This is a genomic window from Leptospira soteropolitanensis (assembly GCF_026151655.1).
GTDB lineage: Bacteria > Spirochaetota > Leptospiria > Leptospirales > Leptospiraceae > Leptospira_A > Leptospira_A soteropolitanensis.
The window spans coordinates 526,573-548,628 of the sequence record NZ_JAMQPN010000001.1 but is presented as its reverse complement, the minus strand read 5'-3'; the positions used below and the strand labels follow the sequence as shown (position 1 = coordinate 548,628).

The 22,056-nt window shown below is 38.0% G+C and carries 15 protein-coding genes; all 15 read right to left on the bottom strand.

Annotated elements, in window-relative coordinates; genetic code table 11:
- Positions 1-71: 71 nt before the first annotated feature.
- A complete protein-coding gene (locus tag ND811_RS02635) occupies positions 72-3,287 on the bottom strand; it encodes an efflux RND transporter permease subunit (protein ID WP_265350496.1) in 3,216 nt (1,071 codons plus the stop codon).
- A gap of 108 nt (positions 3,288-3,395) precedes the next feature.
- On the bottom strand, positions 3,396-4,277 hold the full coding sequence (locus ND811_RS02630) for a transglutaminase family protein (protein WP_265350497.1): 882 nt from the start codon (positions 4,275-4,277) through the stop codon (positions 3,396-3,398).
- A complete protein-coding gene (locus ND811_RS02625; RefSeq protein ID WP_265350498.1) occupies positions 4,270-6,804 on the bottom strand; it encodes a circularly permuted type 2 ATP-grasp protein in 2,535 nt (844 codons plus the stop codon). Before ND811_RS02625 ends, ND811_RS02630 begins: the two co-directional genes overlap by 8 nt.
- On the bottom strand, positions 6,805-10,062 hold the full coding sequence (locus tag ND811_RS02620; RefSeq protein WP_265350499.1) for a transglutaminase family protein: 3,258 nt from the start codon (positions 10,060-10,062) through the stop codon (positions 6,805-6,807). It abuts the gene before it with no gap.
- Positions 10,063-10,064: 2 nt separating this feature from the next.
- Positions 10,065-11,033, bottom strand: a complete 969-nt coding sequence (locus ND811_RS02615; RefSeq protein WP_265350500.1) for an alpha-E domain-containing protein — start codon at positions 11,031-11,033, stop codon at positions 10,065-10,067.
- 9 nt (positions 11,034-11,042) lie between these two features.
- Positions 11,043-12,467, bottom strand: a complete 1,425-nt coding sequence (locus ND811_RS02610; RefSeq protein ID WP_265350501.1) for a circularly permuted type 2 ATP-grasp protein — start codon at positions 12,465-12,467, stop codon at positions 11,043-11,045.
- A 183-nt stretch (positions 12,468-12,650) separates the two neighbouring features.
- Positions 12,651-13,394 carry an SDR family NAD(P)-dependent oxidoreductase gene (locus ND811_RS02605; protein WP_265350502.1) on the bottom strand — a complete coding sequence of 248 codons (744 nt, stop codon included), beginning with the start codon at positions 13,392-13,394 and terminating at the stop codon, positions 12,651-12,653.
- Between the two features lie 21 nt (positions 13,395-13,415).
- Positions 13,416-13,982, bottom strand: a complete 567-nt coding sequence (locus ND811_RS02600) for a YqgE/AlgH family protein (RefSeq protein ID WP_265350503.1) — start codon at positions 13,980-13,982, stop codon at positions 13,416-13,418.
- Positions 13,982-14,944: a Gfo/Idh/MocA family protein gene (locus ND811_RS02595; RefSeq protein ID WP_265350504.1), complete on the bottom strand. Its 963-nt coding sequence runs from the start codon at positions 14,942-14,944 to the stop codon at positions 13,982-13,984. Before ND811_RS02595 ends, ND811_RS02600 begins: the two co-directional genes overlap by 1 nt.
- Before the next feature lie 24 nt (positions 14,945-14,968).
- A complete protein-coding gene (gene dnaJ / locus ND811_RS02590) occupies positions 14,969-16,096 on the bottom strand; it encodes a molecular chaperone DnaJ (RefSeq protein WP_265350505.1) in 1,128 nt (375 codons plus the stop codon).
- Positions 16,097-16,118: 22 nt separating this feature from the next.
- Complete coding sequence (gene dnaK, locus ND811_RS02585) at positions 16,119-18,053, bottom strand: molecular chaperone DnaK (protein ID WP_265350506.1); 1,935 nt, start codon at positions 18,051-18,053, stop codon at positions 16,119-16,121.
- Between the two features lie 22 nt (positions 18,054-18,075).
- Positions 18,076-18,648 carry a nucleotide exchange factor GrpE gene (grpE, locus tag ND811_RS02580; protein WP_135745272.1) on the bottom strand — a complete coding sequence of 191 codons (573 nt, stop codon included), beginning with the start codon at positions 18,646-18,648 and terminating at the stop codon, positions 18,076-18,078.
- Positions 18,649-18,659: 11 nt separating this feature from the next.
- Positions 18,660-19,691, bottom strand: a complete 1,032-nt coding sequence (gene hrcA / locus ND811_RS02575; protein WP_135745271.1) for a heat-inducible transcriptional repressor HrcA — start codon at positions 19,689-19,691, stop codon at positions 18,660-18,662.
- Positions 19,692-19,838: 147 nt separating this feature from the next.
- Complete coding sequence (locus ND811_RS02570) at positions 19,839-20,756, bottom strand: sensor domain-containing diguanylate cyclase (RefSeq protein WP_265350507.1); 918 nt, start codon at positions 20,754-20,756, stop codon at positions 19,839-19,841.
- Entirely contained in the window at positions 20,749-21,984 is a 1,236-nt protein-coding gene (locus tag ND811_RS02565) for a glycoside hydrolase family 172 protein (RefSeq protein ID WP_265350508.1), read from the bottom strand. Before ND811_RS02565 ends, ND811_RS02570 begins: the two co-directional genes overlap by 8 nt.
- Positions 21,985-22,056: the final 72 nt, after the last annotated feature.

The window sequence follows — 22,056 nt, the reverse complement described above, 5'->3', positions numbered from 1 at the left end:
CAATCGATTTCTTGAAAAGCCCTTTTTTTTGAATCAAAAGTTCATATTTCTAACCAGTCCCTAAACTAGTTTCACTTTTTATTCCGTGGAGTTTTTGGATGTAATTCTAATTCTTCATCATCTTCTCCAATATCGATTTGAATTAGTTTAGAACTTCGACTGATTCGATTTTGTTCTTTCACCAATTTTCTTTTTTCATCCAATTTCAACAGAGATTCCATAACAAAAGGTAAAACTAATCTTGAGAGCGCAGTGGCAACTAACACACCAAAGATGACAACTGTAGCAAGAGGTCTTTGCACTTCTGCCCCTGCCATAGTTGATAAGGCCATTGGCAAAAAACCAATCGCTGCGATAAACTCTGTAGTGAGAACGGGACGTAATGATAGAATTCCTGCTGTAACAACTGCTTTCTCAACATTGGCTCCTGTTTTAATCTCATCCTTTAAAGTCGAAGCATACACCACTCCGTTCAAAACGGCTATCCCACTCACTGCAATAAAACCAACTGCAGCTGGAATACTAAATGGAAGTCCACGGATTAATAAACCTAATATACCTCCTGCCGCTGCAAGAGGTACTACAGAAAACACGCCCAAAGCATAATACACACTTTCAAAAGCGACGATTAACATAAAAAATATGATTGCTAGAGCTACTGGAACAACTATCACGAGCCGATCACGTGCTCGTTGAAAATTATCAAACTGACCGCCCCATTCAATTTCATAACCTTCCGGCAATGTATTTTGAATGGATTCTGTTTTCTTTTTGGCCTCATTGATATACCCAACGAGATCGCGCCCTCGAATATTTACTTCTACAAAAATTCTTCTTCTTAACCCTTCTCGATAAATAGCTGAAGCAGAATCTAGAATTTCAATATCAGCTACTTGCGCAAGTGGAACTGTAGTGCCTCGAGAAGTCATGATAGGGATATTTCGAACTGTATCGATGTCTTTAGCCTGTAAATCTAATCTCAAAACCAAATCATATCGCCTAGCACCTTCAAATATTTTACCTGCAGTTGAACCAACTCTCATCATTTCAACAGTTCGCAAAATTTCAGAGGCGGTAACTCCATAACGAGCCATGTGATCATAGTTAGTATTTATCTGTAACATTGGAAGGCCTAATAACCGTTGTACCCGTATATCTCCTGTTCCTTCTATTTTTGTCAGAATAGTGGCCATCTTATCTGCTTGCGTTTTTAATATTTGCAGGTCACCACCATAAATTTTTAGAACCACATCTGCTTTCGAACCAGTAAGCAGTGCATTCACCCGATTTTCAATGGGTTGTGACATGCTAAAATATGTGGATGGGATCGAAGATATTAATTTGTCTTTCAAAACATTCATTAACGCTTCTCGCGAACTTGCATTGACCCAATTTTTTTTTGGTGAAAGTTTTACCATTACAGAAGTTTCTTCAGTACCCAAAGGCTCTGCTGCAGACTCTCCCCGACCAACACGAGATACCACACTTGATATTTCAGGAAATGGTTTTAAAACTCTTTCAATTTCTTTGTTTAAATCTTTGGAATAATCAATTGCAGTAGATGGCAGACGCTTCGCATCAATTTCAATTTCTCCTTCATCAATTCTTGGTAAGAATTCCGAACCAAGAAAAGTTCCCAAAAAAAATGACCCGATGACTAAAACCAAAGAGAATAATAAAATCTTTTGTTTTCTTTGGCTCCCCCAGCTCAGAAGTAGAACATATTGTTTTTCAATTTTCTCCCAAGCATGGGCCTTATGAATAAAAGGTCTTTTATAAAAAATAGCAAGACTTGCAGGAAATACTGTAATAGAAAATACAAGTGCACTAGCAAGAGCTAAAGCAACGGTGATTGCCATTGGACGAAACATTCGTCCTTCTACCCCTTCAAGAACCATCAAGGGTAAATAAACTAACATAATAATAGCGACTGAAAATGCTGCGGCTTTAGCTACTTTTTGACTTCTTTCTAGAATGATTTCATCGGTAATTTTTTTTATTTCATCTTCATTCATCGGCCGGTTAAATCTTTTTCTACCTATATAAAAACCTGCCAAAACAGATTCTAACATTACGATGGAACCATCCACTAACAATCCAAAATCCAAAGCTCCTAATGACATTAAATTTCCAACAACACCAATATATTTCATAAATATAACAGCTATTAGCATAGAAACTGGAATTGCTAAAGCAACAAGTATACCTCCTTTAGCAGTTCCAAGAGTTAATATTAAAGCAAAAAAAACTAAAACGGCACCTTCTGTTAAATTAATAAAAACTGTTTTTAAAGCACGATTGATAAACTCAGACCTGTCATAAAATGCTTCGATTTTCATTCCTTCAGGAAGTGTTGAGCGAATCTCTTCTATTCTTTGTTTAACATCTCCAACAACTTTACGAGAGTTTTGACCGAGGAGCATAATGACTGTTGCTGCAACCACTTCTTTTCCATTCTTTGTTGCAATTCCAAAACGTAATGCTGGACCCTCTTTTACCGTTGCTATTTGACCAAGCAAAAGTGGAATTCCATCGTTTGCAGTTCTTACTGCGACTCTTTTGATTTCGTCAATTCCTTCGAACTGACCTTCGCCTCTAATCACAAGTTGTTCATAGTCTTTTTGAACATATCCTCCACCTGTGTTAAAGTTTGCAGTTTTTAGATTATCTAATATTTCAGATATAGTTAAATTATGTACCTGTAATCTTTTAGGATCGATTAATATCTGGTATTGTTTAAGAGAACCACCTAGAGTATTTACTTCGATGACTCCAGGGACACTTTTTATTTTTTTAGAAAGATCCCAATCAATATAACTGCGTAACTCTGTTTCATCATGCTTTTCTGATGTTAAAATAAATTCATAAATATCACCCAAAGCAGTAGCTACAGGAGCTAATTCAGGTTTTCCATATTCAGGAGGGATTTCCGCATCTACTAACTTCAATCGTTCGTTCACGATTTGTCTTGCAAACCAAATATCTGTTCCATCTTCAAAGATTACAGAGACAGAACTTACGCCTGCACGAGAGATGGATCTAATTTCCGTTGCACCAGGAATTCCATTTAATTTTAATTCAATGGGATAGGTAATAAACTGCTCCACCTCAAAGGGTGTCAAGGCTGGCGAAGATGTAACGGCCGTAACCTGAACATTTGTAACATCAGGTACAGCGTCAATAGGTAAATGAAAGGCATTGATGATTCCGACCAAACAAAAAATCAAAGTTACACCCATAACCTTAAATTTATTTTTGATTGAAAATGCTACAATGGATTCTATCATAAAGTTTACCTTATGATAGAATATCACAGCTGGTTTTTCTGGCTAGTGAAACTTATGAAGATTTAAATTCTAATCCTAATTGGATAAATCACTTAAAATCACAATGATTCATATTGGTTCGCGAATCACATCTACTTCCACTTTCAACTTATGTTTTCCGCCTCCAAATAAAATTCCTTTTAAGGGGGAAACATCAGCATAATCTCGACCAACCGCTGTGATAATATATTCCTCAGTTATGATTTTTCCATTTGTTGGATCAAAATCCAACCATCCAAAAATAGGGCAATAAACAGAAACCCATGCATGTGTTGCATCACTTCCTTGTAACTTTTGCATACCAGGTGGAGGTAACGTTTCTAAATATCCACTTACGTAACGAGTTGGAATTCGTAGAGAACGTAATGCTGCTATCATTAAATGAGAAAAATCTTGGCATACACCTTTTCTCTCATTAAGGACTTGATAAATAGGAGTATTAATACTAGTTGCTTTTGGGTCATATTGAAATGTCTGATAGATATACGTAGTCATCTCTAAAGCAGCGACAAAAACAGGTTTTCCATCAGTAAAAAACATACGAGCAAACTCTGAATAACTTTCTTTAGCTGCAATAAACGCTGAAGGTTGAATATATTCAATTGACAAAAGATCAGCATCTAATGTTGATTCATGAATCAATGAGTATATATTTTCCCAAGGAGTCGATTTAGATAAATCAATTCCAAGTGACTGGTGGGTTCTTACTGTCGATTCAACTATTACTTCTAAAGAACGATGAGGATCCTCTACTGAAAATAAAAAAACTTGGTTCCCAAAATAATCTCTTCGAAAGGAAGATACCACGGGTTTAGGATTTACGGTGACGTGTGTTCTAAAACAATCTTGATGCGATGATGTCAAAGGATACATATGAGCCATATTATGGCAATAGGCAACAGTATCTTCATAACTATATTTAGTTTTGTGAATTACTTTAAAATCAGCCATTGCCATCTCCGATTCTAGTTTGTTCTTCCGTATAATTGAAATACCGTGAAGAAAGAGATTCGGACAATAGTTTTAAATAAGTATGTAACTCCTCCAGCCAAATGGAAACGGACTCTAATGGATTTTCACTCGCAAAAAATAGGGAAATATCTTTCATTTTAAAATGAGTGTATAGCTGAAGTGCGGCTCGATCTTCCGAATACACAGCCTTTTCGTCTTTCCCTGGTAAAAATTTTATATCTGAATTGATTTGTTCTAATTGATAAGCAAAAGACCGTGGATTTGTTGTATCAAATAAAAGAATATCTAATACCGATTCCTGATCTATTTTACCACTGTAACGTCTATTGTAAGTAAGTCGAATATCATTAATCCTTAAAAATGTTTCAAAAGAAGATTTGTCGCGAAAACTATCCCAACGAATCATACCTTGCAACATCAAAATCATATTAATTGATCTTTCTATGCGACGACCTAGATTTAAAAAATACCATCCAGCTTCTCGACTCATATTTTCAAAGGACAAACCAGTGAGTGATGACAGGTTTACTACTATTTTTTGCAAATAGTCGATAATTTGATCGTAAGATTCAATTTCATGATTAGTTTGATCTTCTAAATGTAAGAGTATCTTTTTCATATCTTCCGAAAGTCGATCCCTAACTGATTTAGAAGCAGTTACTAAACTTTTTAAATGAAATGCTAAACTTCCAACTATGTGACGATCTGTTGTCAAACGTTGCAGTTCTGGAAATGGATTTAAAAATAATTCACCAGCGTCATCACCAATAAATCCAGGATAACTGTTAGTAACATGAGTAACCAATTTTAAAGAATTTTCTAATGATTCTCTTTCATACCCATCTTCAACTTGTAAAATCTTATAAGTTGCTTCTCGTATGACGCGCGTTTGATTTTCCGATCTTTCTAAATATCTTGCTAACCAAAATAAGTTATCAGCAACACGACTGGGAACTCCTGCACTTTTTCTTGAAATTAAGACCTGATCGGATTTTGAAACTAATAGTGATTCTTCTTTTTGAGTTTCAGTTGCGAGAACCCAAAGATCTTTGCTCCAAGCTCCTCTTTGGCTTGTAATGAAAAAATCATCCAAAGAAGGAGAAACTCTCACGAGACCCCCTGCCATTGTTTGGTATCCTGATCCAGAGGAAGAAACAAATGTTCTCATGATTGCGCGACCTGGACGAAAACCATTATCACCAAGCACTGGAACGGTAGCAGAAGCAATCATTTCTTGCGCAATAAATCGATTTGGTAATAATTTCAATTTTTGCAGAAATGAATCCTTTCTTTCTCCACTAAGCTCAATAAATGTTACAGGTTTTTCCTCATCAGTACGAGATACTGTTTTAAAAACATATTTTTCTGGATTCTGAATTACGTATTGGAAGTGATCAGGTGTTCCCATCCAATAAGTAGGTGCCATTGGCAGAATCAAATCTTCGCCTAAATAAAAACGACATAGATCTGAGTAAAAAGGCAATAAAGCACGATTCTCCAAAAAACCAGTTCCAATAGGATTTGCAATCTTTACATGTCCAGAGCGAACTGATTCCAAAAGTCCAGGAACTCCCAAAAGAGAATCTCCTCTTAGTTCCAATGGATCCATAAAATCATCATCTACTCTTCGCAAAATCAAATCTATTTGTTGCAAACCTTCCACAGTCTTCATATAGACTTTATTTTTTCTAACCGTTAAATCTTCGCCTTGGACAAGAGTATAACCTAAATAACCAGCAAGATATGCATGCTCAAAATAAGTTTCATTGGATGGACCTGGAGTCAAAAGAACTATGACTGGTTCTCGCCCAGTAACACCTGCAAGTTGAGTCAATGATTTTCGAAGAGAACGAAAGTAAACAGCAACACGGTGAACCATTGCATCGCGGTACATACTTGGGAAAATTCGAGACAATACAATTCTATTTTCTAATGAATACCCTGAGCCGGATGGTGCTTGTACTCGATCATTTAAAACGTAAAAATTTCCATCAGCAGCTCTGATTAAATCGCAAACAAAAAATAGAAGGGCAGGATTTTTTGTTAGAAAATGATTGGAATCATACATTCCATCACAAGCGCGCAAAAAAGAAGATTCATTAAATAAAATTTCGGGAGGAATTTTTTTTTCGTATAACAGACGTCTTTTGGAGTATACATCTCTGACAAGGGCATCTAGTAAATCGGCTCGTTGGTTTAATCCTCTTTCTAAGACACGCCACTCTTCACTTTCCATTACCAAAGGAAATAAATCTAAATCCCAAGGTCTTTCCTTAGCTTCTGGTGAGTCTGATTGGTATAAATTATAAGTAACACCATTTTCTCTAAGGATCCGATCTGTATCACGCCTACGGTTCAATAACTCCGCAGGTCCTAATTCTTGGAATGACTTAACTAAGAACTTATATTTGTTCCGGATTTGACCTTCTGCATCGTAGAGCTCATCATAAACTCCAGGGATGGTTCTATAATTTCCGATTAAATGAAAAGGGTCTTGAGTCATCATCTATTTGAATGTTACCATCCTAAGATCCAATGTTGATGGGAAGGCTTTATTTTCTAAACGAACTGGTGGTAGACTTTTTCCTATTTTGTGCCCATGAGTCCAAAAGCGGGAAATCCTTCTTGATTCAGCTTCATATCCATTGATAGGGATCGTTTGATATGACAATCCTCCCGGATGTGAAACATGATATGTGCAGCCACCCAGTGCTCTATGATTCCAAGTGTCATAAACATCAAACACTAATGATTGCTGTGCAGGGAGTTGTGGATGTAAAGTAAAAACAGGCGACCATGCTTTAAACCGAACCCCAGCAACAAATTCATTTTGTACCGATGTTGGTTGTAGTGGAACTTCGTAACCATTGCAACTTAATCGATATCGCTCTAGATGAAATCCTTTTACTTTGACTTGCACTCTCTCTGTTGCAGAATCTACTCCGCGTGAAGTTCCCTGTGCAGTATTTTCTTCACCAAGTACATTCCAAGGTTCTAAGGCCATTCGTAATTCAATTTCCATACCATCCAAATAACAAATACCATATTGAGGGAATCTGAATTCAAAAAATGGATCAAAGTCTTTTGACAAGAATCCAAAACCACTATTTTGCAAATCTTGAATCACTTCTTTAAAATCACGATAAACAAAGTATGGTAACATAAATCTATCATGTAATTCAGTATTCCAATTAATGGGATTACCATAATAAGGTTCTTCCCAGAATTTACAAATAATGGCCATCATAAATGCTTGTTGGATAACACTCATCTGATAATGGGGAGGCATTTCAAACGCACGCATTTCAATTAACCCCAAACGGCCGGTAGATGAGCCAGGGTCAAATAGTTTGTCGATGGATATTTCTGTCCGATGTGTATTTCCAGTAATATCAATTAAAATATTTCTTAAAATTCTATCTAACATCCAAGGCGGTGTGTGCCTACTAGAATCTATTTGTTGGAATGCTATTTTTAATTCGTGTAATGAATCATTTCTTGCTTCATCGATTCGCGGTGATTGAGAAGTAGGTCCTATAAACATTCCAGAAAAAAGATAAGAAAGTCCGGGATGATTTTGCCAATATGCCACCAAACTTCGTAAAAGTGAAGGTTTTCTTAAAAATGGGCTATCAGTAACAGTAGCACCACCTAACGTGATATGATTTCCTCCACCGGTTCCCGAGTGACGACCGTCGATTAAAAATTTCTCTGCTGTTAACCGAAGTTGGTAGGCCTCGTCATACAAAACTTTTGTTTTTTCTACGATTTCTCCAAAAGAAGTAGAAGGATGAAAGTTTACCTCGATCACGCCGGGATCTGGTGTAATTTTGAAACGATTTAATCTTGAGTCATATGGGGCTTCATAACCTTCCAATACAATTGGTATATCCGTTTCAAGAGCCGTTTGTTCGATCGCATAAATGAGTCTGAGCCAACCTTCGAGTGATTGAATTGGAGGTAAAAATACTCTAATATTTCCATTTCTTGGTTCTACACAGAGTGCAGTTCTTGTATGCAAACCACCAATCGAATAACTATAGTTCGTTGAAAATAATTGCGATTGACTCAATTCCTTTGCTTTTGGCAAGGAAGGTTTGGCAGCGGCCGGATCCTCTGGGTAAGGATAATACGATTTTCCACCTAATGAATGCAAAGGAAGCCTGAGTCCAATTGGTGAATCGCCAGGAATTAAAAACATCTTGCCGCGTCTAAAAGTCCATTCATCTGTTATCCAAGAATGACTGAACGCATCATAATCAAGTGGGATTGTATAACCTACTTCACGATGTATACCAGAATCGATCACCTTTAAAACTCGTTCTCGTTCCATTCTATCATAGGTATTTAAACCATCTAACATTAATTCTACTTCACTTGGCAAATTTGCTTCTTGCCAAAGATAATATAAATTATCCTCATAAGCTGAATGAATTGATTTGGATGGTATGTTTAAATGAATTCCAAGAATACTTATAAATCTTCTTGCATCATCTGTAGTTGCAGAACCAGTATAACGATCATCTGCTAATAAATATGGGTGGGTCCAGATAGGTTCACCATCTTTTCGCCAATAAGAAATCATCGCCCAACGAGGAATCGGTTCACCAGGATACCATTTTCCTTGGCTGTATTGAAGTATACCTCCCGGAGCAAAGTGTTTTCCTAAGCGCTTTATAAGTTGTTCTGATTTAGAATATTTTTCAAATCCTAAAGCATCAAAATTCCATTCCGGAGCTTCCCGATTTTCTGTGGATACAAAAGTAGGTTCTCCACCAATGGTAAGTCTTATATCATTTTTTCTAATTCGTTTGTCAATGGAATCGCCTAATCGAACGATGCGATCCCATTCTTCGTCCTGGTATGGTAAGGTAACACGTGGTGTTTCCAAAACTCTTTCTACGTTCATGTGGAAAGAAAATTCGGTTTTGGCTTTCTCTGCAAAACCTTGAATTGGGCCCGCAGACTCTGGCTCTGGAGTTGCGGCAAGAGGAATATGACCCTCACCAGCAAAAAGACCGGAAGTCGGATCAAGTCCTACCCAACCAGCACCGGGAATATATACCTCTGCCCATGCATGTAAATCCGTAAAATCAGATTCAGTACCCGATGGACCATCGAGAGATTTTACGTCCGCTTTTAATTGTATCAAATATCCTGATACAAATCTGGCTGCAAGACCCATATGTCTCAAAATTTGAACTAACAAATAAGCGGAATCTCTACAAGAACCCATACGCGATGATAGTGTAAATTCGGTCGTTTGGATTCCAGGTTCCATTCTGATCACATAACCAATGTCAGAGTAAACTTTTGCATTGAGTGCAACCAAAAATTCTACAATTCTTCTTGGTTCTACATTGATCGTTTTGAGGTACGATGTGAGAAGTTTTCCAGGTTTTTTAACTTTTAAATATGGTGTTAATTCTTTTTTTAAAATTTTATCATAAGTAAATGGAAACTTCTCTGCATACTCTTCCACAAAAAAATCAAATGGATTGATAACTTTTAAGTCGGTAACCAAATCTACAGCTACTTGTAGTATATTTGTTTTTTCCGGAAAAACTAAACGAGCTAAATAATTGCCAAATGGATCTTGCTGCCAATTAAGAAACTTCTGTTCAGGCAGAATATTCAGTGAATAAGAAACGATGTGATTCTTAGTATGTGGTGCAGGTCTTAATCTAATTACATGCGGAGAGAGCCGAATTGACTTATCATATTGATAAGTTGTAATATGGGAAAGTGCTACTCGTATACTCATAGTTAGTTTGTAAAAAAACGTTCCACAATTTTGGAACCTATATGATTAAGCTCTATTTGAATATCATCCAAATATTCATGTAGACCTTTATCAAAAATGGAATTGATATTTTCTGATCGCAGACGATTCAAATAAACTGTAGTTGCATCTTGCGCTAAATTCCTAGGTAAACCTTCCTTAATTCCAGAGATTTTTTCCAAAGCCTCTTGCATCTCTTGAATACAAAAGAAAATGGATCTAGGAAAGGTTTCATCTAGAATTAAAAACTCAGCAATATCTTTAGGATTGACTCGTTTGTATTTTTGATTATACATCTCATGTGCTGATGCTGATTTTAACAAAGACAACCACTGCAGTAAGTCTAAAGTAGAGCCTACATCATGAACAGAAGGTAGAAGAATGAAATACTTCATATCTAGAATTCTCGTAGTTTTATCCGCACGTTCTAAAAATCTTCCAAGCAAAGAAAAATTCCAGACTTCGTCATGTGAGATGGTAGCATCGGAACATCCATAAAAACTTTGGCAACTTTTACGAACTGTACTCAAAAATTCAGAAAACCCCATAGAAAGTGTGTCTCCATGTAGATCAGCACTTTCCAAATGCACTTTTCGATAATCTTTCACAAAGAGGTAAAACTCATTTAACACTTCCCACATGGAAGTAGAAATATTTTCGCGAATCGTACGAGCATTCTCCCTTGCTCTTGACAAACATTGAAAAATTGAATTGGGATTTTCCTCATCAAAAGTCATAAAACGTATGACGTTGACAGGACTCGGGCTAGAATACCTTTTCTCAAACAATTCAATGTCACCAGTTGTATGAACAAGCGGTAACCATTGGTTAGGAACCTCTTCATTCAAATCCAAAGACAACTGATGATTCACATCAATAAACCTCGAGTAGTTTTCTGCTCTCTCGATATATCGATTCATCCAAAAAACTGATTCAGCAACTCGGCTTAACATATAAATACCTTATCCTAGGACCCAGGTGTCTTTTGAACCGCCTCCCTGGGATGAATTGACCACAAGTGATCCTTTACGAAGAGCAACACGAGTTAACCCACCTGGCATCACATAAATGTCTTTGCCGTACAAAATGAACGGTCGTAAGTCAACGTGTCTTGATTCGATTTTATCAGCTATAAGCGTAGGAACCGTAGAAAGATTCAATACAGGTTGAGCAATATAATTTCTAGGATCTGCTTTAACCAGTTCTTTAAAATCTTCTTGTTCTTGTTTACTTGCCTTGGGTCCTATGATCATTCCATATCCACCAGCACCATTGGCCGCCTTTACTACCAAATTATGAATATTATCCAAAACATATTTTAAGTCGGCTTCTTCAGAACAAAGATATGTAGGAACATTTGGTATGATCGGATCTTCACCTAAGTAGTATTTTATGATCTTAGGAACATAAGAATAAATCACTTTATCATCTGCGACTCCTGTTCCTGGAGCATTGGCAAGTGCCACATTTCCTCTTTTGAATGCTTCAAAGATTCCCTTTACACCGAGCAAAGAGTCAGGTCTAAATGTAGATTGATCCATGAAAGTATCATCGATTCTTCGATAAATCACATCCACCTTACGGAGACCCTTTGTTGTTTTCATAAATACTTTATGATTTTCAACAACGAGATCTGATCCTTCAACAAGATACACACCCATCTTTTGCGCTAAAAAGCTGTGTTCATAATAAGCTGAATTAAAAACACCAGGAGTCCATACGGCAATCACCGGATCTACCACATCAGTCAAATTTTCCAACATAGATCTTAGGTGATATGGATAATCATAAACTTGGCGAATATTTAACTTTTCAAAAAGTTCAGGGAAGGTTCGTTTCATTACCTCACGATTTTCCAATACGTAAGATACACCGGAAGGACAACGTAAATTGTCTTCTAACACATAAAAGGCGCCTGCACCATCTCGAACCAAATCTGTCCCAGTGATATGAATCCAAATATCCTTTGGCGGTTTTAATCCAATACATTGTTTGAGATATCCAGAACTTGACTCAATCAATTCGCGAGGAATGATTTTATCTTTTAGAATCTTACCTTCCCCATAAATATCAGTTAAAAATAAATTGAGAGCTTGGATTCTTTGTTTCAGTCCTTTTTCCAAACTGATCCATTCTTCGCTTGGAACTATACGGGGAATGACATCAAAAGGCATAATCCTTTCTTGTTCCCCACCATCACCATACAAAGTAAAGGTGATTCCGAGCGACATGAGAGCTCTCTCGGCAGAACTGCTACGTTTTACGAGTTCGATCCCACCTAAACTTTCCATTTTAGTTTTTACAAAATCATAACTTTTGCGCGGATAACCTTCGTTAGAAAACATCTCATCGTAAATATTTTTGGCACTATAGTCGGCGATAAACATGGGAATACCCTCTGCTTACTTAGTTAGCAATATTTGTACCAAATGGAAAATATGACCGAAAAGGATGGATAGCAAAGCAATCCGACATAAGTCAGAAATGTGTCGTTTTTTTTCTGTATATAAAATGAGCAGTGGGAAAATTCAGAGGGGCGAGTGTTTACAAAGAGTACGAAATGACTAGTTTTAAGTAGATGGATTCCCATCATTGGTAGAAATTTTTTTCTTTTTCTCCTGTTTCAGGCGAAAACCGTAAGCTAAAGTTCGAAAAAAAGATAAAAAGGGGAAAATTTTGAGAAAAAACCGATTCCCCCATTGTGAAAAATGCTCAAATCTTTTCTTTTTCGGGCGCACCACTGAACTCAATACCGACCTTGCCACCCTCTTTGGGTCAGATTGTTTTGGGTCGAGAGCGATGACTCGAGAAAACCGAAACTCTCTACCCACCTGTTTCCGAAAGGAATCCCAAAAATAATCGAATGCAGATTTTGACGATCCATACAATCCAAATCCCGGTGTTGGGCCTTTTGTTAAATCAGAACTAACAACAATAATATGGAGACCCACTGAAATCAGATTAGTCAATCGTTGAACAGTTCGAATAGGAGCAAGAGTGTTCGAGTGAAATAATGATTTTAGTTTATTCCAATCATCATTCTCATCTTCAGCATAACTAATTTGTTCTGAGTTTAGAATGAATACATCAATTTTGTCTAAGGTTTCAATTGCGGATTCTATCAGCCTTTCCATTTGATCAGGCTTCGATGGATCAATTTTATATTTTTGAAGATTGGGATGATTAGGAATTTCTTCTGGATTGACATCACCAACCACAACGAGTGCACCTTCAGTAAGTAACATCGGTAAAAGTTCTTTTCCAACAGGGGAAGAACCTGAACTAAGAACAATCTTTTTTGATGAAAGTTTCATATAGGTGCCAGATAAAGTGGATCAATTGAGAGATGGATCTTTTGTGTGGTCAACAAAGTATTTGTAAATTCCACCTTTGTTACGAAGGGCATCTCGCCAGATTACTTCAGGATCATCTTCTCGAAAGACAATGGAATCATCTACTTGATCAGAGACTACCCAAGATAACCTCTCAAATTCACTTTCTAATTGTCCTGCTGACCAGCCGGCATATCCTTGCAAAACACGAAATTGAATCTGATCAGAAGATAAAACTTCAATCATTGTATCAAAACTTCGTGCCATATAGATTCCTGGAACAATTTCTACACCCGGATCTTCTGTTTGTTTTCCATTATGAAGAATAGACACAAACATATTATCAACAGGACCACCGGAAAACACCTGTTTGCTGGAATGTACAGTTTCTGGAAGATTTTTAATCAATGATTCCATTGTTTGATCAGTTGGTTTGTTTAAAACCAGACCAAAAGCCCCGTCGTCGTCATGATCTACCATAAGGACAACGGATTTATGAAAAAAATCCTGAATCACACTAGAATTGGAAATGAGTAACTTTCCTCGAGTTGAATCAGGATGATCTGTCATTATTTTTTGCCGTGAATCTCTTCCAAGATACGATATGCAACTTCTAATGTTTTAATATCGGAATCACCTTTTACCATCGGCTCGGATTCTCCTTTGATACATTTAACGAAGTGCTCATGTTCTTGTTTCAGTGGATTATCTTTATGAACAAAGATTTTTTCCACAATAGATTCTTGTCTATATTTGATTTCTCCACTGCCTAGTTGCGTTGTTGAACTTGCTTGTCTATGTAACTCAATCTCTTGATTGGTAAAATCCAAAAATACATAGGAATCTTTTTGAGAAATATTTAGAGTTCTTATTTTTGCTTGGGAGGAACGTGATGCATTGAGTGATGCGACACAACCGTTTGCAAATTTTAAAACCACACTAGCAATATCTTCGTGATTAGAAACAACGGAAGACCCAACAGCTTTCACTTCCTTCACGTCAGACTTCACTAGGTTCAATACGATATCGATATCATGAATCATCATATCGAGAACCACACCAACATCAGTGATACGACTATTGTAAGGTGCAATCCTTCTAGATTCAATGAGGATTGGGTGTTCGGCAATTTTACCTAACTCTAAAACAGCACCATTAAATCTTTCCACATGACCAACTTGCAAAATCAAATTGTTTTGTTTTGCTAAGTTTACGAGTTCTTTCGCTTCTTCCACTGTTTGAGAAATTGGTTTTTCAACCAAAACATGTTTTTTCTCAGTAAGCGCCTGTTTTGCGATTTTATGATGTAAGAAAGTTGGCGCTGCAATGATGATTGCATCCGTTTCTTTCAATAAATCTTCTATCGTACCAAATGCTTTTGTTTTGTGTTTTTCAGCAATTTGTGTGGCACGTTCTGCGTTGGCATCAAATATCCCGATGAGCTCAGCATCGGATAATTGTTTAGCCACGTTTACGTGGTACTGACCCATGTGGCCAGTACCGATGACTCCGAGTCGGACTTTTTTATCCATAGATGCTCTCAATAATCCAAAACTTCAGCGGAAAAACAACTTCGATTTTCCGCCGCTGCCAACCTTTTCGCCGGACTCACGGGCAAATTCTTCCAGTAGCTCTCTTTGTTTTTTAGAAAGTTTCTTAGGAATTTCGACTTTTATGATCACATGTTGGTCCCCTTTTCCATAAGAACCAAGGTATGGAATTCCATGTCCTTTCAATCGGAAGATCTGTCCGCTTTCTGTACCTTCAGGAATTTTTAAGTTAATCGTTTTTCCATCAATCGAAGGCACTTCAATTTCACCACCGAGGCAAGCCATCGATAAAGAAATCGTTTTTTGAACAATTAAATCGTTTCCTTGGCGTTCAAAGGTTGGGTGTTTTTTGATATGAGTGACAACATATAAATCGCCACTTGGACCACCATTGGGACCAGATTCCCCTTCCCCAGAAACCTTAAGTCGGCTACCAGATTCAACACCTGCAGGAATTTTAATATGAATAGTTCGTCTTTTCTCTGTTAGTCCCTCACCCTTACAAGTTTTACAAGGATTGGAAATAACTTTTCCTTTTCCCTTACAACGTGGACAAGTTGTTGTTACACTAAAAAATCCTTGGGTTCTTCTTACTTGGCCTGTTCCCGAACAATCAGGACAAACTGTTGGGGATGATCCTTTCGATGCTCCCGATCCAGAACAATCCACACAAGTTTCCAGTCGTGGGATTTCTATTTTGTATTCTTTACCTAAGGCCGCATCTTCTAAACTAACTTCTAAATTATAACGGAGATCCGATCCCCTTTGAGGACCGGACCTTCTTCCACCACCGCGGCTACCGCCACCACCTCCGCCTCCGAAAAATTCACTGAAGATGTCGCCGAAGTCGCCAAAGATATCAGAGAAGTCTGTATAAGCTCCCGCTCCGTATCCTCCACCGGCTCCAGCATTTACTCCTGCTTTACCGAACTGATCGTATGCCGCACGTTTTTGTGCGTCACGTAACACTTCATAGGCTTCCGTTGCCTCTTTGAATTTTTCTTCCGCTTCTTTATCTCCCTTATTTTTATCAGGGTGATATTTGATGGCTAACTTACGATAGGCGCTCTTGATCTCATCATCAGAGGCACCTTTCGAAACGCCTAATACTTCGTAGTAACCACGGTCGCTCATAGTTTTACTTCTTTTTCTCTATTTATTTTTTATCTTCATCAACTACGGTATAATCCGCATCAACGACCTTTTCGCCACCGGCAGAAGACTCACTTGCACCTTGACCTGCAGCACCTGCTTGGTCCGCACCCGGAGCTCCTGCTTCAGGGCCAGCTTGTGAATAAATCTTTTGTCCAATTTGCATTGCGACTTCTTGGATAGAATCACGAGAAGCTTTCATTCTTTCTACGTCACCAGATTCCATAGCTTCACGGCCGCGTTTGATTTCGTCCTGTGCTCTTTGTTTTTCTGATTCGTCGAGTTTGTCAGCAGATTCACCAACGGTTTTTTCTAATTGGTAAACAATGGCTTCCAATTCGTTTTTAGTATCAGCAGCTTCGCGAAGTTTTTTATCTTCTTCCGCATGAGCTTCTGCATCTTTTACCATCTTTTTGATTTCTTCTTCAGAGAGTCCCGAAGAAGATTCAATACGAATCTTTTGTTCTTTTCCTGTTCCTAAATCTTTCGCAGATACATGGACAATACCGTTTGCGTCGATATCAAATGTTACTTCGATTTGAGGTACTCCTCTTGGTGCCGATGGAATTCCCACTAAGTCAAAACGACCAAGTGTTCTATTGGCACTAGCCATCTCACGTTCCCCTTGTAATACATGAACCGAAACTGTTGTTTGGCTGTCGGCAGCAGTAGAGAACACTTGTGACTTTCTTGTAGGAATGGTTGTGTTTCTTTCGATGAGTTTTGTCATCACACCACCAAGAGTCTCAATCCCAAGAGATAATGGAGTTACATCGAGTAACAATACATCTGTCACATCACCGGCAAGAACTCCCCCTTGGATGGCAGCACCAACAGCTACTACTTCATCAGGGTTTACCGATTTGTTTGGTTCTTTACCAAAAATTTCTTTTACAAGAGCTTGCACCGCAGGGATACGAATGGATCCACCCACAAGGATGACTTCATCGATTTCGCTCGCACTTAATCCTGCATCTTTTAATGCATTTAAACAAGGAATACGAGTCCTTTCTACAAGAGATCTTGTAATCTCATCAAACTTTGCTTTGGTGAGTGTCATATCCAAGTGTTTTGGACCAGAAGCATCCGCTGTGATGAATGGAAGGTTGATTTGAGTGGAAGAGGTCCCAGACAACTCGATTTTAGCTTTTTCAGCTGCTTCTTTCAAACGTTGTACTGTGTTTTTATCTCCAGAAATATCAATCCCTGTTTGTTTTTTGAATTCATCGATCATCCATTGCATGACAACGTTATCAAAGTCGTCACCACCAAGATGAGTGTCCCCATTTGTGGATTTTACTTCAAAAACTCCGTCACCAAGTTCGAGGATAGAAACGTCAAAAGTTCCACCACCTAAGTCATATACGGCGATCTTTGCACTGGTTTTTTTCTTATCAAAACCATAAGCAAGAGCTGCTGCAGTTGGTTCGTTGATGATACGTTCTACTTCAAGCCCTGCAATGCGACCTGCGTCTTTTGTTGCTTGTCTTTGTTCGTCATTGAAGTAAGCAGGAACAGTTACGACTGCTTTTTTTACTTCGTGGCCTAGAAAGTCTTCTGCAGTTTTCTTCATTTTTTGAAGAACACGAGCCGCAATTTCTTGTGGAGTGAATTCACCAGAAACGGTTTCAAATTTCACACCATCATTTCCAGCACGGATCACTTTGTAAGATACCATCTTTGCTTCGTCACCAGCTTCGTTAAAACGACGGCCGATAAAACGTTTCGCAGAACGAATTGTATTTACCGCGTTTGTGATCGCTTGGTTTTTTGCAAATTGACCCACAATGGTTTCACCCTTTGCGGTAAAAGCAACAATCGAAGGAGTGGTTCTTGCCCCTTCAGAGTTTTGAATGACAACAGGATCTCCACCTTCCATAACCGCCACACAAGAGTTAGTGGTTCCTAAATCGATACCTATAATTTTTTCCTTAGACATAAACTTCTCCTTCTTACTAATATTAACTTTGTGGTTTCCCCACTTTTACACGTGCAGGACGAATCGATTGTTTGTTTTCACCTTCTTCATGGTAATAACCAGCTTGGTAAGTTTCCACTACAGTCTCTTCCGTAAACTCTGCACTTTCCTCAGAAGCAATTGCTTCCATAAGCATTGGATCAAACGGCATTCCTTTCGGATCTAATCGTTTGATTCCTTCTTTTTCCAATACGGAATAAAATTCCTTTTGAACCATTATGATTCCTTCTACGAAAGCCATTACTTCGGGTGTTTGGTTCGGAACATTAGAAACACGTTCCAAATTGTCCAAAGCACCTGTCAGTCCTTCCGCAAACTTTTTGATAGATTCTTTTCTAGCATTTAACAAGTCGTTTGCGGTTCTACGTTTGTAGTTTTGAAATTCCGCACGTTCTCTTAACCAAGAATCTTTTAAAGTTTCGATTTCCTTTTTAGCGTTATCGAGTTCTTTCTCAGCACCTTCTACCGCTTGTTCAATGGCTTCATCCGAGATGGCCTGTCCTTCTTCGACCGACACATTTTGTTCATCTACGGACCCGTTTGTTTCTTCTGCCATTTTTCCTCCTACTATCTACTCAATTTCGTTATCATTTCTGAAACTAACTTTGAAGTGAATTCAATCAAAGGTAATGCCTTGTTGTAATTCATCCTCTGAGGACCAATGATTCCCATAGAACCGATCCTCTTTTCACCCATGCGGTAATTAGTTGCGATGATGGTTACACCACCTAACTTTTCATTACCATCTTTTCCTATAATGGTATAAACACCATCCATAGGAACATAATCGCTAAAAAAGTCTTTGAGGAACTGTTTTTCATCAAATAGATGCAGGATGTTTTCTAATTGTTCCTCTTCATCCTTAAAGTTTTCATAAAGGTTTTTCAATCCATCGATATATAAATTATCTACAGATTGGTTATCTGCTCCCATTGCTCTCGCAATTGATGGTGCAAATAAAGAAAATCCTTCCGGACCTTCCTTTTTCAACATCATCTGAGGGATCAGATTACTTTGAATTTCATGAACATCAAAACCTTTGACGTTATCATTCAAATATCTTGAAATTTGGTACAAAGTCTCTTGAGAGATGTGGTAATCGAAAAATATATTCCGATTGAGCACAGTACCCGACCGCATCACAAGGATCATAAGAACTTCTCCACCATTTACATGGATGAGTTCAATATGTTTGAGTGTGTCAAGAGACCCTTCAGGTCCTAGAACCACACTCGCTGACTGCGAAAGGGAAGCTAAAACTTTGGATGTTGCGATAAGAACTTGGTCCAATCGAAATTGCATCCGAAGATACTCTTCCTGGATTCTTTGTTTCTCCCGCATGGTTAACTCAAATAAAGTCACCAAACTATCTACATACAAACGGTAACCACGTTCTGTGGGAACGCGCCCACCCGAAGTATGTCTTGCCACAATAAAACCCATCTCTTCTAGTTCTGCGAGGCAGGACCGAATGGTAGCGGGTGAGACTCCGATATCGTATTTTTCAGAAAGGGTTTTGGATCCGACCGGTTTGTTGTCCGATACAAATTCTTCAACCAGAGCTTTCAAAATAGATCGATGTCTAGGGGATAGATCCATTTCCTTCTTAGCACTTCCTTTAGCACTCTGATGATTAGAGTGCTAATCTATGCTTAAAGTTTACGGATTTGCGTTTTTTTCGTCAAGCAGGAAGAAGATTAGAGCCTGGAATTTTAGCAGAGTTTGCAAGAATCTGCTAAAATTATGTCACACCGGATAAACTTGGATGCGATTTCTGCCGTGGTTCTTGGCTTGGTAGAGGGCTATGTCCGCCAACTTCAAAATTTCCTCAGGTTTTTGGAGAGGGTGCACCTTGGTGTAACCAATGCTTAGGGTGATATTGAGGTAATAGTTATCAAAAATAAAAAAACGATGGTTTTCTACGGATTCGCGAAGTCGATCTAGGACAATAGTCGCCCCCTCTGTAGTTGTGTCGGGAAGGATACAACCAAACTCCTCTCCCCCAATCCTTCCCACTGTGTCTTCTTCCCGGAGACAATCTACAAAGATATTGGCCATTTTTTTGAGAACCAAATCTCCAATGTCATGACCATAGGTATCGTTGATGACTTTAAAATGATCGATGTCAAGAACTGCCAGAACCGATTCCCGATTGCGTCGTTTGACCGTAGCGACTGTCTTTTGTAAACTTTCGGAAAAGGAACGCCGGTTCGGTAACATGGTAAGTTCATCCATATAAGCCAAACGTTTCAAACTATTGATTAGAACATTTTTTTGTTCCTCCAACCTTCTACGTTCGCGAACGTCACGAATGATGGCCGCATAATACATTTCATGATCATTGCGAATGGTGAAGGCGCGGATCTCTACGGGAATGGTTCCTTTGGGTTTGGTGACAAGCTCCAGTTCTTTTAAAAATCCAGCTATATAATGTGAATCCTTAGAACTAACAAAGGTTTCTATTGAGTTTTGTTCTCCTTTTTCATTTGGAGGAAAAAGAAAGGAAAATGTTTTTTGATATAATTCGTCTTTGGAATAACCAGTTAACGATTGTAATGCTAAATTGCTAAATAGTATTTTACTATCTGTATCTAAAACGACGATAGCATCGATGGATTGTGAGACAATTTCTCTCGCAAACACATCTGTATTGATCTCACTCATGACCCCAAATTTCCCCATAACCTTTTTCGCTTCGGAATGAATCCCGCCACTTGTGGATATGACGAAAATTAATTTCCGGTTTGTTGGTTCGGAATTCTTTTTTCGGCAAAACCTTCATTGGTTTTGGATTCAGACCTTGATACCAATAAGCGACAGAGATTAAATCTAAGGTCAAGGAATTTGCATGTCCATGTTCCAATAAGAATAGGAAATTTTTTTCAAAACGAATAGGGGATTCCACCCAAAACCGATACAAATGGGTTCTCCCCAACCAACCGACTGAATCAGATACGCGCGGATATCCGAAATAGGGATGCATAAAGATTTCTTTTGGTGACCAAGCTGTGTTAAAAACATCTTCGGTTCCTGTTCCCTTTAGATTGGCTTCTGTTTGGTTTCCATCAATGAAAATCAAATCATCCCCTTCTCCATACCAAAGCGGTGTGGGAGAATCCACATACAAATTGAGTCCAATAAACTGTCCTTTGCCTTCTGTTTCGAGGACTGAGAAGTAATTTTCTTTTTTAAAAACAGTTTTTTCTGTTTCGCCGAGAAGAGCCCACTCGTTTTCTTTCCCATTCGTTGTATTAGGTTTTGTTGTATTTCGATTCCACTGCGCATGGAAACGCAAATTGGAATTTAAGGGTTCTTTCCACTCTTCGTAATCAATATAAAAATAGAAATTACTGATATCTTCCTCAGATTCATTTTCAATTTCTATCTTTGCCCCCGATTCAAAAGGCATAGGAAAGTAGGAATTCATAGATTTACCTTTTTTAGGTGCCGCCACAAGTGGTGCGGAATTCATTATATATTCTTCTCCCCAACCTTGTCCAAAAAATTCACCTAACGGAACTTCTACGGAAGGATGAGGATGATTGTCCCAATACATACGAATCACAGCATTTTTTCTGGCCATTGCATCTTTACTGGCAAGGGTCATCCAAATATGTTTGATCACTCCTCTTGTTTTGATCTCTGCGATGGTGACAGTTTTTTTCTTTGGAATTTTAATAAAGTCATCATTACCGTTTGTGGGGTCTGTACTCGAAATTCTTTGGTTACGATATGTTTTTTCCCTCCAAAGAGAAGACTCCCATCCATCTGCAAACATAGTGTTGGCAGTTAGGTAAAAGATTCCGATAAAGAAAATTAAAATTCGTTTTTTGCAAATACAAAGTAATTTTTTAGTTAAAGCATTTAAAAATGAAAGATGATGAATGTTCATAAGATAAGTTCTCGTATTCATTTATGGTTTTTATAATTTTATATTTCAGAATATCATTTTATTTTTTATTTT